Annotated in this window: 18 protein-coding genes and 1 tRNA gene; 12 read left to right on the top strand and 7 right to left on the bottom strand. The window is 36.9% G+C overall.

Translation table 11 applies throughout. The features are described from left to right. Positions 1-8 precede the first annotated feature (8 nt). Together RTW14_RS01025 and RTW14_RS01030 are read left to right on the top strand one after the other, a co-directional pair. On the top strand, positions 9-614 hold the full coding sequence (locus tag RTW14_RS01025; protein WP_312647510.1) for a GerMN domain-containing protein: 606 nt from the start codon (positions 9-11) through the stop codon (positions 612-614). Positions 615-667: 53 nt separating this feature from the next. After that, positions 668-1,918: an adenosylhomocysteinase gene (locus RTW14_RS01030; protein ID WP_312647511.1), complete on the top strand. Its 1,251-nt coding sequence runs from the start codon at positions 668-670 to the stop codon at positions 1,916-1,918. A 330-nt stretch (positions 1,919-2,248) separates the two neighbouring features. Here the strand turns inward: RTW14_RS01030 and RTW14_RS01035 are convergent, their stop codons facing one another. Genes RTW14_RS01035 through RTW14_RS01045 form a run of 3 tightly spaced genes read right to left on the bottom strand, consistent with a single transcriptional unit; the run spans position 2,249 to position 5,569 of the window. Then, positions 2,249-2,977, bottom strand: a complete 729-nt coding sequence (locus RTW14_RS01035) for an acyl-[acyl-carrier-protein] thioesterase (protein WP_312647513.1) — start codon at positions 2,975-2,977, stop codon at positions 2,249-2,251. A 1-nt stretch (position 2,978) separates the two neighbouring features. Continuing rightward, complete coding sequence (gltX, locus tag RTW14_RS01040; RefSeq protein ID WP_312647515.1) at positions 2,979-4,637, bottom strand: glutamate--tRNA ligase; 1,659 nt, start codon at positions 4,635-4,637, stop codon at positions 2,979-2,981. 20 nt (positions 4,638-4,657) lie between these two features. Further along, a complete protein-coding gene (locus RTW14_RS01045; protein WP_312647517.1) occupies positions 4,658-5,569 on the bottom strand; it encodes a polysaccharide deacetylase family protein in 912 nt (303 codons plus the stop codon). A 194-nt stretch (positions 5,570-5,763) separates the two neighbouring features. Between RTW14_RS01045 and thrC the strand changes: the two genes are divergently transcribed. The 3 genes from thrC (at position 5,764) to RTW14_RS01060 (ending at position 8,176) form a co-directional block, all read left to right on the top strand. Then, positions 5,764-7,242 carry a threonine synthase gene (gene thrC / locus RTW14_RS01050; protein WP_312647519.1) on the top strand — a complete coding sequence of 493 codons (1,479 nt, stop codon included), beginning with the start codon at positions 5,764-5,766 and terminating at the stop codon, positions 7,240-7,242. A gap of 68 nt (positions 7,243-7,310) precedes the next feature. Continuing rightward, on the top strand, positions 7,311-7,787 hold the full coding sequence (locus RTW14_RS01055; protein WP_312647521.1) for a methylglyoxal synthase: 477 nt from the start codon (positions 7,311-7,313) through the stop codon (positions 7,785-7,787). A 301-nt stretch (positions 7,788-8,088) separates the two neighbouring features. Further along, positions 8,089-8,176 (top strand) — tRNA-Ser (locus tag RTW14_RS01060). Positions 8,177-8,250: 74 nt separating this feature from the next. On the opposite strand, the gene RTW14_RS01065 is transcribed toward RTW14_RS01060, so the two are convergent. The 4 genes from RTW14_RS01065 to RTW14_RS01080 all read right to left on the bottom strand — a co-directional run bounded on the left by RTW14_RS01065 (position 8,251) and on the right by RTW14_RS01080 (position 11,734). Beyond that, entirely contained in the window at positions 8,251-9,423 is a 1,173-nt protein-coding gene (locus tag RTW14_RS01065; RefSeq protein ID WP_312647523.1) for a tyrosine-type recombinase/integrase, read from the bottom strand. Between the two features lie 165 nt (positions 9,424-9,588). Further along, positions 9,589-11,049: a stalk domain-containing protein gene (locus RTW14_RS01070; protein ID WP_312647525.1), complete on the bottom strand. Its 1,461-nt coding sequence runs from the start codon at positions 11,047-11,049 to the stop codon at positions 9,589-9,591. A gap of 94 nt (positions 11,050-11,143) precedes the next feature. Next, positions 11,144-11,362, bottom strand: a complete 219-nt coding sequence (locus RTW14_RS01075) for a hypothetical protein (RefSeq protein ID WP_312647527.1) — start codon at positions 11,360-11,362, stop codon at positions 11,144-11,146. Further along, positions 11,363-11,734, bottom strand: coding sequence for a helix-turn-helix domain-containing protein (locus tag RTW14_RS01080; RefSeq protein ID WP_312647529.1), 372 nt, complete (start codon positions 11,732-11,734; stop codon positions 11,363-11,365). A 160-nt stretch (positions 11,735-11,894) separates the two neighbouring features. Here RTW14_RS01080 and RTW14_RS01085 point away from each other — a divergent pair, with 160 nt between their 5' ends. From RTW14_RS01085 to RTW14_RS01115, 7 genes are all read left to right on the top strand, one after another. Beyond that, positions 11,895-12,104: a helix-turn-helix domain-containing protein gene (locus tag RTW14_RS01085; RefSeq protein WP_312647531.1), complete on the top strand. Its 210-nt coding sequence runs from the start codon at positions 11,895-11,897 to the stop codon at positions 12,102-12,104. Positions 12,105-12,115: 11 nt separating this feature from the next. Next, positions 12,116-12,316 (top strand): helix-turn-helix domain-containing protein, encoded by a 201-nt coding sequence (locus RTW14_RS01090; RefSeq protein ID WP_312647533.1) that lies wholly within the window; start codon positions 12,116-12,118, stop codon positions 12,314-12,316. 113 nt (positions 12,317-12,429) lie between these two features. Next, positions 12,430-12,576: a hypothetical protein gene (locus RTW14_RS01095; protein ID WP_312647535.1), complete on the top strand. Its 147-nt coding sequence runs from the start codon at positions 12,430-12,432 to the stop codon at positions 12,574-12,576. After that, complete coding sequence (locus tag RTW14_RS01100) at positions 12,561-13,103, top strand: 3D domain-containing protein (RefSeq protein WP_312647536.1); 543 nt, start codon at positions 12,561-12,563, stop codon at positions 13,101-13,103. The genes RTW14_RS01095 and RTW14_RS01100 overlap by 16 nt, the downstream gene beginning before the upstream one ends. Beyond that, positions 13,100-13,456: a hypothetical protein gene (locus tag RTW14_RS01105; RefSeq protein WP_312647538.1), complete on the top strand. Its 357-nt coding sequence runs from the start codon at positions 13,100-13,102 to the stop codon at positions 13,454-13,456. The genes RTW14_RS01100 and RTW14_RS01105 overlap by 4 nt, the downstream gene beginning before the upstream one ends. A gap of 14 nt (positions 13,457-13,470) precedes the next feature. After that, positions 13,471-13,989: a hypothetical protein gene (locus RTW14_RS01110; protein WP_312647539.1), complete on the top strand. Its 519-nt coding sequence runs from the start codon at positions 13,471-13,473 to the stop codon at positions 13,987-13,989. After that, entirely contained in the window at positions 13,989-15,173 is a 1,185-nt protein-coding gene (locus RTW14_RS01115) for a DUF2800 domain-containing protein (RefSeq protein ID WP_312647540.1), read from the top strand. The genes RTW14_RS01110 and RTW14_RS01115 overlap by 1 nt, the downstream gene beginning before the upstream one ends.

The following is a 15,173-nucleotide window of genomic DNA, read 5'->3' on the forward strand; positions in this document are numbered from 1 at the left end:
GGTTAGAAATGGGAGAAAAACAAAGTATGATAATGGATAGATTCATGAGGAGATTATTTTGCTTTACTATAGGCGCTGTGTTAATCGTAGCATCTTTAGTGGGGCTATCTGGCTGTGGGCATAAAACAGCAGAAGAACAACAAGTAAATAAGCAATTGAAGCTTTATTTTGTAAATAATGACTTTATTGCAACTGGTGATGAAAGTAAGGGTGCATTAATAGCATATGATGAATCAATCTATTTACCTGAAAAGACGCCTAAAGGAATGACAGATGAAGAGGCTGCTTCTTATGCATATACAGAGGCTATTACTCACTTATGGGAAGTACCTAAAGAGTTAAAAAATGCGGACACATTAGTTTCTGAAAAGTTTGGAATGCATAACATTACATGCAAAGAAGGAACTGCTTATGTAGATTTAATCGGAGAAGATTTGAAAGGCAGTGGCGGATCTCTTGAAGAAACAGTGTTTATAAGTCAGATTGTAGAAACTCTTATAAACAGTTTCGATGAAATAGAACGAGTACAATTTTTAGTAGATGGTAAAGAGGCTGAAACGCTTATGGGCCACTGCGATACTACAGAGCCTTTCACAGGGAGCTTATTTAAGTAGCACCTTTAAATAAACGGAAAATGTTAAGAAAACACAATGAAGGAGATAAAGAAATGAATAAATATGAAATCAGAGATATTGCGTTAGCACCATCCGGACATCAAAAAATTGAGTGGGTTAAAAATAACATGCCGCTTCTGAGGGGTTTTGAAGAAGAGTTTGTAAAGACAAAGCCATTTGAGGGCATTAAGATAACACTTTCAGTACACCTTGAGGCTAAAACTGCATATTTATGTAAAGTATTAGCAGCAGGCGGTGCACAGATGTCAGTTACCGGAAGTAATGTGCTTTCTACACAGGATGACATTGCTGCGGCACTAGTTGAAGATGGGCTTATGGTTTATGCATATCATGGAGCAACTTCTGAAGAATATGAAAGACATATTGAGATGAGCCTTGAACATAGACCAAACATTATTATAGACGATGGTGGAGATCTTGTTGGTATGGTTCATAATAAGAGGCCTGATCTTGCTGAAGAAGTCTGGGGTGGCTGCGAAGAAACTACAACGGGTGTTATTAGACTTAAGGCGATGGAACGTGAAGGCGTTCTTAAGTTCCCTATGGTAGCGGTTAACGATGCACAGTGTAAGCACTTATTTGACAATAGATATGGCACAGGTCAGTCTGTTTGGGCTAGTATTATGACAAATACCAATCTAATAGTGGCTGGAAAAACTGTTGTTGTTGCTGGTTATGGATGGTGCTCAAGAGGCATTGCTATGAGAGCAGCAGCTATGGGTGCAAACGTAATCGTTACAGAGATTGATCCAGTGAAGGCTATTGAAGCCCGTATGGATGGGTATAGTGTAATGACTATGGCTAAGGCTGCACCATTAGGAGATATGTTTGTATCAGCTACAGGATGTAACCATACGATTACTATGGAACATATGCTTACTATGAAGGATAGAGCAATCTTGACAAACGCAGGACACTTTGACTGTGAAATCGATATGGCTGGGCTGGAAGAAGCATCCGTAGAAAAAATGGAAACCAGAAAAAACATTATGGGTTACAAACTTGCTAATGGCAGAATGGTAAATGTTATTGCTGAAGGCAGACTTGTAAATATTGCGGCTGCAGATGGGCACCCAGCAGAAATTATGGATATGAGTTTTGCGGTGCAAACTTTATCTGCACTATATATTAAGGAAAATCACAAGAGCTTAAAGAATGGTGTGATTGATGTATCAGCTGAAATCGATGATATTGTTTCAACTAGAAAGCTTGAAGCTTGGGGCATTGAGATTGATAAGCTTACTCCTGAACAGGAAAAGTATCTTAACAGCTGGCAGGTATAATAACCAATAGGACTAGGTTAAATTAGTTATTGAGTATTTCATATATACAAAAATTAAAAATGAAAACAGATTTATTAATCTAGAAAATAGTAACACATTATGGAGAAAAGACATATCATATCATACAAACAATAAATTTTAAAGGAGCAGGTGATTATAAATGTCAAACGGTTGTGGTTTATTTAATGGCGAAGGCGTTGATACTAGCTTACTGTTTTTCTTCTTGCTATTGGTGATTATCTTCTGTAATTGTTATAGCTAAATTAGTAGTACATCAACCCATATCAAAAGTCAGAAAAGGGGCGCTTCAATTGAAGCGCCCTACTTTTTTTATTTGTTACTAAATTCAACGATAGCATAAGGGCTGCCTTCTATATCACATATAGAAACACAAATAACAGAGGACTGATATTTTGTGTCAGTGGATAGTTTTACAAAAACTCTATCCCCTAAAGTGGCCTGCTTTTTATATTCTACTCGGAATTGTGCTACCCTAAAATCATCAGGAAGATAATTATAGGCAATTCTTACATATTGACCATTATTCATATGATTGTTTATATCAAGATGATGAATATTAACATCAAACTCCTCAACAACTTTGGTAGTTTCTGGTAGACATATATGTTTATCCTGGAATGATACGGAGTTACACGGGGTATCTGGATTAATGTCATATTGCTGCCACTCTTCGGGTGGAGTTTTAACAGGTCGTCCGGTTTCAGCATGAATAAAAACCCCCACAGAGTTTGAGGCGATAGCCAGTGCACCTTTGTCATCCCATATCATGCAGTGACGAAGTCCTGTGGCCGATTTAAAACCATAAGCTTGAGTACCAACCGTTATTTTGTCAAAAAGTTTAGGTAGACTAAAAATTTTCACTTGCCAGCAAGTAACTACTAATAGTTTGTTTTTTTCATCAAAATGATCAAGACCTACACCTAAGTCCTCCAATTGAAACATTACACAGTTTTGCATAGCATCTATAATCGCAGGAATAGTCCAGTTTCGGCGTTTGTCAGTTTCACTCATTTTTACACGGTCATTATATGTGTACATTTTAAATTCTCGCTTTTATTCTGCTGCACGTTCTTTCTTCACCAAGAATCTGCTGAATTTCCCAGATATCAGGTGATTGAGAACGACCCATTACAGCAATACGAATAACTGTGCTGACATCACCAACATGGCCTTTATACTGGTCAGGATTCTTTTTGTAATCCTTAGGTTTTGCAGCATATCCCAGTTCGGTACCAATACTTCTGATTTTATCGAACCACACAGACTGATCATCGTTATGGTCATAATTGTCTAAATAGGCAGTTAAAATGGCTTTTGCATCTTCATCACTTACATTTTCAGGATTAACATCTTCAATCTTGAAATAATCATCAAAAAAGTAACTAATAAATTCAAATATCTGTTTTGCAAAGATTAAATCCTTTCTTGGCTTCGCACCTTCACGTCCAAGATTAAGAATCTTTTCGATATACGCTTCATTCCCTTCAAAGAGAGAAAGAATCTCAGGTTTAAATTCTCTGGACCAGTCTTTCATAAATTTACAGAGGTCAGATGCAGGAATTTTAACAAGGACATCTTTACAGATATCATTTAATTTGTTTAAGTCAAATAACGCACCAGAATTGCTCATTTTTTCAACGGTAAATTCAAAGTCATTAATAGGAGCATCAGGATTGGCTATACGCCATTCTTCAAAGTTTGAGTTTAGAATGGTCATAAGATATTCCCTGACAGCAGCAGGGTGGTAACCTTCATTTCTATAGTAATCTAATGAAAGCTCAGGGTCCTTTCGTTTGGAAAGTTTTCTTTTATTGCCTTCTTCGTCGAGCTTCATAAGCTGCGCTGTGTGACAGAAAACTGGCATTTCAAATCCAAGTTTTTCAAATAATTCAACATGAATAGGAAGTGATGGTAACCATTCAGCGCCTCTTACCACGTGTGTAGTTCTCATAAAATGATCATCAACAACGTGTGCGAAGTGATAGGTTGGAATACCATTGGCTTTTAAGATTACTACATCCTGATTATTTTCAGGCATGGTTAAAGTCCCTCTGATACCATCCTCTACGGATATAGCCTTTACTTCTTCAGTTGGAAGTCCATGATTACCGTCAGATTTCAATCGAATAACATAAGATTTACCAGCATTTATATTTTCTTCAATTTCTTCAATAGAAAGGTTACGATTTACTGCCCATTTGCCATATATACCAAAGTTCTCCTTGTTTGCTTCCTGTTTTGCATGGATTTCTTCAAGTTCCTCAGAAGTCAGGAAACAAGGGTAAGCTTGTCCTTTCTGTATCAGTTCTTTTACAAAGCACTGATATATTTCGCCTCGCTGACTTTGGTAGTACGGACCGTAATTACCAATGTGACCGTCAATAGTAGCGCCCTCGTCAAAGTTGATGTCAAAAAATCGAAGGGAATTTATAATAACTTCTACAGCACCATCCACATAGCGCTTGTCATCAGTATCTTCAATTCTAAGATAGAAAGTACCACCACTTTGGTGAGCAAGCCTTTCATCAACAAAAGCGCCATAAAGGTTACCTAAGTGAATAAAACCTGTTGGGCTTGGCCCCAATCGGGTGACTTTTGCACCTGCGGGAAATTGTCTTTCTGGGAATATTTCCTCATAATCAGCAGGTGACTTAGTAATATGCGGAAATAGCAAATCCGCTAATTTATTGTAATTCATATTTCTCCTCCATTTGTTATTTAGTCAACGTAATCAAATGCTACGGGCTTAACATCTTTTGTAAGTGGGTAAAATTTATAACCTTTAGCCTGTAAATCCTCTAGGATACTTGGTAAAGCAGATAATGTATCGGATTTATTACTTAAGTCATGCATCAAAACAATAGACTTATTATATTTTTGTACACCGTTTACCACATTCGTGTAAATCTGATCTCTAGTAACAGTACTGGTGGCATCATCTGCGGAAACATTCCAGTCATAATATGTATAGCCTCTTCTTAACATTTCTGAAATAGTCTGCTGATAAACAGCTCTGTTGTAGGAATTAATACTGCCGCCTGGGAATCTAAAAATTTCGGGTTTTACACCTGTTACTTGTTCAAGCATTAACGCGGTCTGTGCAAAATCATCTAAGAATTCACTGGTTGATTGATATATAGTTGCATATTGGTGACAAGTACTATGAACTCCAATGGTGTGACCTTCATCAATCATCCTTTTGTATAATGCCTGAGATTCCATACTATCACTATAATTAATAAAAAAAGTTGCTTTTACGTTATGTTCTTTAAGTATATCCAAAATTTGGGGGGTTAAACTGGAAGGACCATCGTCAAAAGATAAATAAACGGATTTTGGTAAATCGTTATTGTATTTAAAATCGTTTTCAATTGCCAGCTTTGGGTATAGCTTTTGATATTCAAAAGAGGCTGTGGAATTTTCAGAATTATGGTGATCTAAGAGCATATTGGAATCAGAACTTACGGAAGGGCTTTTAGCAGTTACGGCTAAGCCATTTTCTTGAAGAACTTTTTTCATATGGTGATTAGAAATACCCATCAATACGCATGAAGATACAGAAAAAATAACAACTAGAGCCATAACTATTAATATTATATGTTTAAAAAAACGAACACTTCCAAAATACATTTTGACACCTTCCTTATAAGCTAAATAATATAATCTTAGTATAACATAAACCCAATATCTAGGACCACAAAAAAAGTTATTTTTTTAAAGCGCCACAGCAAAAAAATTATCAATATATCCTTTAGAATTCCTTGAAATTTGCCAAATATTTTGATAAAATGGGGGACAATAGTTTTAGATGAAGGAGAACGGTTATGATTAATTACGTAAGTACACGTGGAAGTATAAATGATAAAACAGCAGCACAGGCTGTTATACAGGGAATTTCAGAAGATAAAGGCCTTTATGTGCCTATGCAGCTGCCAACACTGCCATTTGAATTAGGAGAAATGGTGGGAAAGACATATCAAGAGATAGCTTTTAAAGTAATATCTGCATTTTTTACAGATTATACGGAGGAAGAAATGCAGGCTTGTGTAAAGGGAGCTTATGATAGCAAATTTGAAGAGAAGGAGGTAGCACCTCTTGTAAAAGGTGGTTCAGCCTATTTTTTAGAACTATATCATGGAAGAACAGCAGCTTTTAAGGATATGGCACTTTCTATCCTACCTTATCTTTTAACTACTGCAATGAAGAAAGAAAAAGAGGATAAAAGAATCTGTATACTGACTGCTACGTCTGGGGATACGGGAAAAGCAGCCCTTGAAGGCTTTGCTGATGTACCGGGCACTGAAATCATAGTTTTTTATCCGAATCAGGGAGTTAGCCAGATACAGGAAAGACAGATGGTTACCCAAGAGGGAGAGAACACCCATGTATTTGCCATTAAAGGGAACTTTGATGATGCTCAGACTGGCGTTAAGAGAATTTTTAACGATACGGAATTTGCATTAGAACTGGCTAAAATAAACTGTAAATTATCATCTGCAAATTCCATTAATATAGGAAGACTTGTTCCTCAGGTTGCTTACTATGTTTATTCTTATGCAAAGATGATGGAAAAAGGTGTGCTTAAAGCAGGCGAAAAGATGAATGTAGTTGTTCCAACAGGAAACTTTGGGAATATCCTTGCTGCTTACTATGCAAAGATGATGGGAATTCCTATGGGAAGATTAATTTGTGCTTCTAATGAAAATAAAGTTTTGACTGATTTTATAAATACAGGGGTATATGATATTAAGAGAGATTTCTATTTAACCAATTCACCATCAATGGACATCTTAATTTCCAGTAATCTTGAAAGATTATTATATCATTTATCTGGTGGAAATGCTGCAGAGATTAAGGGACTTATGGAAAGCCTTGACAAAGAAAAAATTTATAAAGTAGGGGACAAGATTCAGAGTGGATTAAAAGACTTTTATGCAGGATTTGCTACAATTGACGAAACAAATAATGCAATTGGTGCAATGTATAAAGCGAATGGTTATCTTATGGATACACACACTGCTGTTGCGTATAAAGTTTATCAGGATTATGTGGCAGCAACAGGAGACAATACGCCTACTGTCATAGCATCCACTGCAAGTGCCTATAAGTTTGCAGACAGTGTAGCTAAGTCTATTGGATTAGGTGAAGAAAAAGATGGGTTTGCATATGTTGAAGCACTTAATAAGAAAACTGGCGTGAGGATTCCAGCTGGATTAAAGGACCTTGAAAATAAAGAAATCAGGCATACAGGTGTACTTGATATTGAACAGATGAAACAATCAATTAAGGCTTTATTAGTATAGTGAGATTACAGGCTGTCTTAAATAAATAATTAGTTTGAGACAGCTTTTATTTAAGATGGAGGTAGAGGATGAATTACGAGCAAGTAATACATACTATGGAAAAGCAAAAAAGGGTTGCTCTTGTTGCTCATGATAACAGGAAGGCAGCATTAGTGGCGTGGTGTGAGGAAAATAAGCACACATTAAAGAGGCATTTTCTGTTAGGTACAGGCACTACTTCAAAATTGATTGCAGAAGCAACAGGTCTTCCTGTGAAAGGATTTAAAAGTGGGCCATTAGGAGGAGATCAGCAAATAGGCGCAAGAATCGCTCAAGGTGAGATTGATATGCTTATATTTTTCTGGGATCCACTTGAAGCTCAGCCCCATGATCCAGATGTAAAGGCATTACTTCGTATTGCTGCTGTTTATGATATACCAGTTGCCAACAATCGTGCAACTGCGGATTTTCTTATATCTTCGGAATACATGAATGGTGAATATAAACATGAAGTGTTTGATTACAATAAGATTCTTGAAGAAAGAGTGAAAAATCTTTCGAAATAAAATTGGCATATGACAACTGCTTTAAAATTATTGAACTAGAGGTGGGATTCTACTAGAACATTAACTGTAAAGCAGAGGTCATATAGTAAGGGTACTTTTATAGTATATCCATTAAAGATGTAACAGTCCCTACTCTAATGGGTAGTTTTTGCAAAAAAATTGCAAAATTATTCTTTTTGTTTATAGATTTATTCTTTTTTAAACAAAAAATAATAAAAATATTGAAATGCTGGTAATATTGTAGTATAATAGCAAATGCGTCTGATAAAAAGAAGCAATATAAACAAAAGAATAACTATGTGGAGGATTGACCGAGTGGCTAAGGAGCTCGCCTGGAAAGCGAGTAAGGTGTAACAGCCCCGTGGGTTCGAGTCCCATGTCCTCCGCCAAAGGAACGCTGAAATTTCAACGTTCCTTTTTCATTTTTTGGCACTTGTCGTAAAATTGTCGTAAAACACTTTTTCTATGCCTTTTTCTTAATAAATTCAGCTGACAAATCAGCAGCAATTGACTGATCTGTTTCTTCAAATAAATGAGTGTAAATATTTAGAGTTGTAGAAAGTTGACTATGACCTAACCGCTTACTAATCTGTAGCTTATCTTTTTGCAGATATGCAAGCATTGAAGTGTGTGTATGCCTTAATCCATGCAAGCCTATATTTCGTAGGTTGTTTTCTTTTAGAAATCGCGTGAACCATCTTTGCAGTACCTGAGGATACATTGGTTGCCCAAATTCTCCTTTTAGTATCGCAGGTGATTCTTCCCACTTTGTTCCTAAACGAATACGCTCCTTACTTTGTTGTAACTTCAATTTCTGTAACACTTCAATTACTTCTACAGGTAGAGATATTACACGATTTGATTTATCGGTCTTAGGAGTATCTTCATACACACCATGACCTCTCTCAATCATTCTGGTTCTTCTTATTTTTATCTCTTTTTTCTCCCAATCTACATCTTCCCAGTTTAGGCCTAAAATTTCGCCTTTACGCAATCCTCCAAATAAAGCGATATATATTGCCACTTTAAATTTTAAATCGTTGTTTTGCGTATTTTCAAGGCAATTAATTAACATTGAAACTTCTGATTTATCATAGTAGTTGGCTTCCTTGTGCTCCTTTTTTGGAAGTACAATATCTCTACATGGATTTTGAGGGATAATATCAAAAGTTACTGCAAACTGTAATATTGTCCTAAATGCAGAGTAATAGTTACGAATTGTTTTGGGAGCTCTTCTTGGTAGATCTACATTATCAGCACGACCTTTGTAGAGTTCGTTAATCCATTGCTGAATGTCAAGACGTTTTATTTTAGAGGCTTTCTTATCTTGGAAATATGGTTTAATAGCAACCTTGATTGAAGTCTTTATACTGAGCTGTGATGATTTTTTTAAATTTAGTTTTGCGTATTCTTCAAAGAATAAGTCGCATAAAGCTCCTACAGTAATGGTACTTGCTTTACTTATACTTCCAGATTCACATTCAACAAAAAATCTAGAAAGTTCTTTTTCAGCTTCACGATCTGAGCTACAATGTACCGTTTTACTATATCTGTTCGCTGTGCCTTTAAAATCGGCGCCGATACATACCTCTAAAAGGTATGAATCTTTTCCCCTCTTTCTATAAGTTCCCGGCATGTCATTACCTCCTTGGTGTTTTGATTTTGGGTACAAAAATACCCTTAAATGCTTGTGCTTTAAGGGCGGTAATGATACAATATGTTTGCGAGACATGGGTTGTATCATTACAACCTATATGCATTAGCTCCCAGCAATGGGGGCTTTTGTTTTTATATTAAGTTATCAAGGCTTACAAACCTTGCAAGGTTCATATCCTGCAGTAGTTGCATCAGTCTTTGTCTTAAAGTAAACTACATTTTCAGCTTTAATGCTATCTGCATATCTACAGTCTAATTTATGATATTTTTTTGTGCTACTATTACCTACATAAGTCGCCTCTGCCTGAGTCACTGATGTAGTATTATTATTATTAACCTGATTGTTGGTAGCAGGTGTAGCGCTTTGAATGTTTGAAGTATTATCTCCAGCATCTGCTATAGTTAATTGCGTTGAAGTATTTAAGCTGTATGTACTACCATTCGTAGTTAATACTATGTTGCCAGATTTCTCTGTACCATACACTTTAGCATTTGTGCCTGAAAATCTTTGTAATGCGGCTAAATGCGGATGCTTATAAGTGTTACCTGTCGCACAGCTTACTATTACTGTCTCAGGCTTAGTTTTTGCTAAGAAATCTGCACTTGATGCTGTGCTACTACCATGATGGCCAGCCTTTAACACATCAATATCACCAAACTTGCTTAAGTTTGCTTTTTCTACTGATTGTTCTGCGTCTCCCATAAATAATATTTTAGTATTATTGTAATCTAACTCTGATACTACACTATTATTATTTGGATCACCGTACGAACCGTCCATTTTCATTACCTTGTATTTAGCACCATTACCTAAGTCAATAGTAAGGTCTGTAGCTGTTGTATGAGCACACCCTTCAGCTGTTACAGCAGTTGCATACTCTTTATAAATATTTGTATCCGCTATTCTGCCATTGTCAATGACCTTGCCTACTTTATAAGCTCCAAGTACCGCTGGTAGTCCACCGATATGGTCCTCATGCTCATGAGTGGCTACCACTACATCTAAGTCACCATCTATATAAGGCTTAATATAATTAACAACAGTCTGAGCTGATTCCTTTGGTCCTGCATCTATAAGTATCTCAAATTGGCCTGCATCAATCAGTATGCTATCCCCTTGACCTACATTTATAAAATGTACCTTTGCTTCGGATGCAACTGGTATAGTAGTTACACTAGCACCGTTTTTTATAACTACAGTCTGGGTTGTCTGGTCCCAGCTTACATTTGCTCCGAAAGCCTCTAATACGGCTCTGATAGGGAGGTACGTTCTATCATCTTTAACAAGTGCAGCTGTATCATTTGGAATTTTTACACCATTTTTTAAAATGTAATTTGCTCCGATTGGTACTTCAACTTTTACGCCGTCTTTTTCAACAATTGCTGTTTGAGAAGCCTGATCCCAGCTAACTTGACATCCATAGGATTCCATAGCAATTCTTAGAGGGACTTGCGTACGATTAGAGTTGTCCACAAATGGTGCACCTGTACTATTGTTAAAGTTTACTTTTGTACCATTAATATCAATGCCAACACCAGCAAAAGCTAATGTTGTTGAGCTTGTAATTAACAGTACAGTTAAAATAGTTGATAAAAATTTTCTCATAATCTTCTCCTTAATTTATTAAAATACATGTCATATAGTTAATACTACACTTTTTAATAAATTAATGCTGTCGTATTTTGACGAATTATAAAAATTATCCAACATGTCTTAAAGTTTCTAATACATCCACACTATACATTTTATCATAATCTCTATTGTTGATATGCTCCATCTCGTGGTCATAGGCTTTTATTTGTGTTTCAGAGTTAAGCTTTGCATTTATAAAAATAGTAAAGCTATCATCAGTATTATATATCGTGAGACCTCTTATTGTGGTAGGCATGTCTAATAGATGCACCTGTATATATTCCAATTATTCATCACCCTTTAATCTTTTTACCATATCAATAACCAATTGAATGTCGTTTTTGCTGACTTTTCTAGAGGCATCAAATAGCATTTTTAAATCTTGGTCTTCATATATTTCTTGAGCTATTGCTGCAGCTTCTGGGTCAAGATAGTATCCTTCTTGTTGCTTTTCTTTTACAGAATCCCATTCAAATAAATCATTAGGGTCAATTCCATATATCTTACATAATAAAGAAATACTATCAACATCAGGGCGGCTTACACCATTTTCCCAATTAGAAATAGTCTTTTTGTTTATTCCAGTTTTCTGCTCCACATCGTCTTGCGTCATGCCTTTTTTTTTCCTAGCTTCTTTAAGCTTATCATTTAGTCCCATGTTTTTTTCACCTCTTATCTATATAATACCTAAAAATCTTGGAATGTCAAGATAAAATTATCCAAAAATATTGGATAAAATTATTGACATCCAACGAAATGGGAGTTAATATATAGAAAAAGTCCAATATGTTGGGATAGAGAAAGGAGGTTACTACAATATGACGGTAGCAGAAAAAATTAAATTAATTATTCGTGATGAAGGATACAAGCAGTATGTTGTTGCAAAAAAAGCAGGAATGAGCGCAAAACAATTTAATGCACTTCTAAATGGAAGAAAAACTTTTACGGTAGACTATCTACCACAAATATGCATTGCAATAAATAAAACTCCAAGTGAAGTGTTAGGTTTTAATGAAATACGCAGTTAGGAGGTAATAACGTGGAAAACATAGTATTTGACAGCCACGAAGCAGCAGAGTACTTACATATACATTATGACACAGTAATTAAGAGCGCCCGCCGTGGTGAAATTCCACACTTTAAAGTGGGAAGAAAGTTATTGTTTAGGAAAGAGAGCATTGATGAATTTATCAGACAGCAAGAAGAAGGTGATTCTAATGACATATGCGCAGCAACGTAAACTAGAACGGCGCGAATCTAGGACAAGCATTCAGATACATAAAGCTCTAATAGGGCAGCTTAAGCCCTCTGATATAGAGATAGTTAAGAATTTAAGAGAGGAAGGTAAAAAGTATGCGTTCAAAAGAAGAAATTAGTACAGAAATCAAGAAGGTCAAGACAGCGCGAAAGGCAGCTGTAAAAAAATTGGACCGTTGCAATGAAAGGTTGGAAGAACTGTACATTGAATTAGAGGAGGTGGTAATGTGTCAAAGCAGCTAGAGCGTTATCGTAGTCGAAGATTTAAACAACTAATACGAAGCTGCACAACTGTAATTTTCGGCACAATGCTAATTTGTACAGGAATTAATTTTCATGCAGATTACAGGCTACAGCAGGAACTGGACACAGTGAAAATGCAGCAGACCGATACACTCAATACTCTGATGTACCACAGAATGTATACGGAGCCAGAGCTGACAGATGCGGATCCAATAACAAAACTGGAGAAGAGGGAGCTAGTTAGCTTAGGAAAATTTAGGATAACTCATTACTGCAGTTGTTCAAAATGTTGTGGTAAAGACGATGGCATAACCTATACCGGAACAAAAGCAACTGTCGGTAGAACCATTGGTGTAGATCCGGAGGTCATACCTCTTGGCAGCACAGTGTACATAGATGGACAAGCCTTTGTGGCTGAGGACGTCGGTGGTGGAATAAGTGGTAACCGGATTGATATGTTTGTAGGGAGCCATCAGGAAGCTATTGAAAAAGGTGTGTATGAGAGTGAGGTGTTTATAGAAATATGAAGATAGTTGAGAATGCAGGGACAATGATGTTAATGCCAGCAGCGCCAGGGACTTGCCCTATATGCGCTACTAAACATGATCCTAATATGCCACATAACAGAGATAGTCTTTACTATCAAGTTAGATTTCAAATGGAAAATGGTAGAGGACCTACTTGGTTAGATGCAATGGAACATTGTTCAGATATAGTGAAAGAAATGTGGACAGAGGCATTAAAAGAGCATGGAATAAATTTAGACAAAGAAAAAGCACCTACAGAGGCGGCAACCTCAGACGTAAGTGCACATTCAAATAATCAAGTTAAGAATACATCAGACAGTAAAAGCTGTCAAGATGCATTAAATAATATTTAAAGGAGATTAGATAGATGAAAACAATTTTTGAGTTAAACATTCATGAGTTATCTCAGACCCTTGCAGACGGCAGTCTGGCAAAATTAGCTGATTCGATTAAGAATCTTGAAAAGAACAGTGCAATAGATTGCGGAAAGCCAGAGCAACAAACAAATGCAGCTCCTGTTGTAACTGAAGCACCGGGAATGACTGTCCCCGTAACAGTTCAACAAAATACTGCTGTTCCACAGGTACAACAGGCTCCATTCGTTCAGCAGCCGATTCCAACAACAATGCCTGTATCAGCACCAGTACCAACTCAGCAACCTCAGATGCAGCCACAGGTTATGCAGCAAAGTGCATTACCGGTAACAGAAACCGTATATACAATGGAACAGCTTGCCATGGCAGGTATGCAGGTATGTGATGCTGGAAAGAGAAATGAAGTTGTTGCCTTACTTACATCCTTTGGTGTATCAGCACTTACTGAACTGCCAAAAGAACAGTATGGCGCCTATGCAACAAAACTTAGGGAAATGGGGGCTAAACTTTAATGGCAAAAGAAAATATGGAGAGAGCGCATGCCTTGCTGTCGGCATCTGCTGCAGCCAGGTGGCTGACCTGTACACCTTCAGCAAGGCTTGAAGAAACCTTGCCAGAACAGACTTCAGAATATGCAGATGAAGGCTCACTTGCCCATGAAATTGGGGAACTGAAAGTTAAAAAGACGTTTATAGAGCCTATGACTCCTACAAAGTTTAAAAACGCACTAAAGAAGCTTCAGCAGAAGCCTTTATACCAAAATGAAATGCTGGGCTTTACAGATGAATACCTGGATTACATAGAGAAAACAGTACATGGATTTACATCGCCGCCTTACATTGCCGTAGAGAAGAAAATTAATTTTTCTGCTTTCGTTCCGGAGGGATTCGGAACCGTTGACTGCATTATAATCGGCGGGGGAAAGATGCACATAATTGATTTTAAATATGGAAAAGGTGTTCCGGTCTCAGCAGAGGATAATCCTCAGATGAAGCTTTATGCACTTGGAGCATATATGGAATATTCATTTCTTTATCCTGTTGAAACAATACGCATGACAATAGTTCAGCCAAGATTAGACAGTACATCGGAATATGAAATTTCAAAGTCAGAATTACTTATGTGGGGTGAACTTATTAAACCTGTTGCCATAAGAGCATTTAACGGGGAAGGAGAGTTTATGCCTTCTGAATATGCCTGCAAGTTTTGCAGGGCGAAGTCACTCTGCAGGGCAAGAATGGATTTTAATATGGAACTGGAACCTGAAAAAGGAAAGTTGCCACCTCTCATATCAAATGAAGAAGTAGGAGCTATCCTGCAGAGAGCCAGAGACATTGCAAAATGGGTAAAAAATCTTGAAGAATATGCGTTGAACACCTGCCTTTCTGGTGGAATAATCCCAGGGTGGAAAGCAGTAGAGGGGCGCAGCAACCGAGAATTTATTGACCAGGATTCAGCGTTTAAAAAACTAATTGATGGAGCAATCGTAGAGGAAACTATGCTTTATAAGAGGGAACCCATAACCCTTACAAAGGTAGAGGAACTTCTTGGCAAAAAACAATTTAAGGAGATCCTGGAAGAATGCGTTGCTAAAAAAGAAGGTAAGCCAGCCCTTGCTGCAGAGTCAGATAAAAGAGAAGCTATACAAAATAAAATAACGCCGGAAGAGGCATTCAAGAATACGGAGGATAAATAA

It is taken from the genome of Aminipila sp., from assembly GCF_032051575.1.
In the GTDB taxonomy this organism is placed as follows: domain Bacteria; phylum Bacillota; class Clostridia; order Peptostreptococcales; family Anaerovoracaceae; genus Aminipila.

Coding starts and splice junctions, on each gene's coding strand:
- RTW14_RS01030 (WP_312647511.1), top strand. CDS start 668: ATGAATAAATATGAAATCAGAGATATTGCGTTAGCACCATCCGGACAT.
- RTW14_RS01070 (WP_312647525.1), bottom strand. CDS start 11,049: ATGAGAAAATTTTTATCAACTATTTTAACTGTACTGTTAATTACAAGC.
- RTW14_RS01085 (WP_312647531.1), top strand. CDS start 11,895: ATGACGGTAGCAGAAAAAATTAAATTAATTATTCGTGATGAAGGATAC.
- RTW14_RS01110 (WP_312647539.1), top strand. CDS start 13,471: ATGAAAACAATTTTTGAGTTAAACATTCATGAGTTATCTCAGACCCTT.
- gltX (WP_312647515.1), bottom strand. CDS start 4,637: ATGAATTACAATAAATTAGCGGATTTGCTATTTCCGCATATTACTAAG.
- RTW14_RS01065 (WP_312647523.1), bottom strand. CDS start 9,423: ATGCCGGGAACTTATAGAAAGAGGGGAAAAGATTCATACCTTTTAGAG.
- RTW14_RS01055 (WP_312647521.1), top strand. CDS start 7,311: ATGAATTACGAGCAAGTAATACATACTATGGAAAAGCAAAAAAGGGTT.
- RTW14_RS01080 (WP_312647529.1), bottom strand. CDS start 11,734: ATGGGACTAAATGATAAGCTTAAAGAAGCTAGGAAAAAAAAAGGCATG.
- RTW14_RS01035 (WP_312647513.1), bottom strand. CDS start 2,977: ATGTACACATATAATGACCGTGTAAAAATGAGTGAAACTGACAAACGC.
- RTW14_RS01025 (WP_312647510.1), top strand. CDS start 9: ATGGGAGAAAAACAAAGTATGATAATGGATAGATTCATGAGGAGATTA.
- RTW14_RS01115 (WP_312647540.1), top strand. CDS start 13,989: ATGGCAAAAGAAAATATGGAGAGAGCGCATGCCTTGCTGTCGGCATCT.
- RTW14_RS01105 (WP_312647538.1), top strand. CDS start 13,100: ATGAAGATAGTTGAGAATGCAGGGACAATGATGTTAATGCCAGCAGCG.
- RTW14_RS01095 (WP_312647535.1), top strand. CDS start 12,430: ATGCGTTCAAAAGAAGAAATTAGTACAGAAATCAAGAAGGTCAAGACA.
- thrC (WP_312647519.1), top strand. CDS start 5,764: ATGATTAATTACGTAAGTACACGTGGAAGTATAAATGATAAAACAGCA.
- RTW14_RS01045 (WP_312647517.1), bottom strand. CDS start 5,569: ATGTATTTTGGAAGTGTTCGTTTTTTTAAACATATAATATTAATAGTT.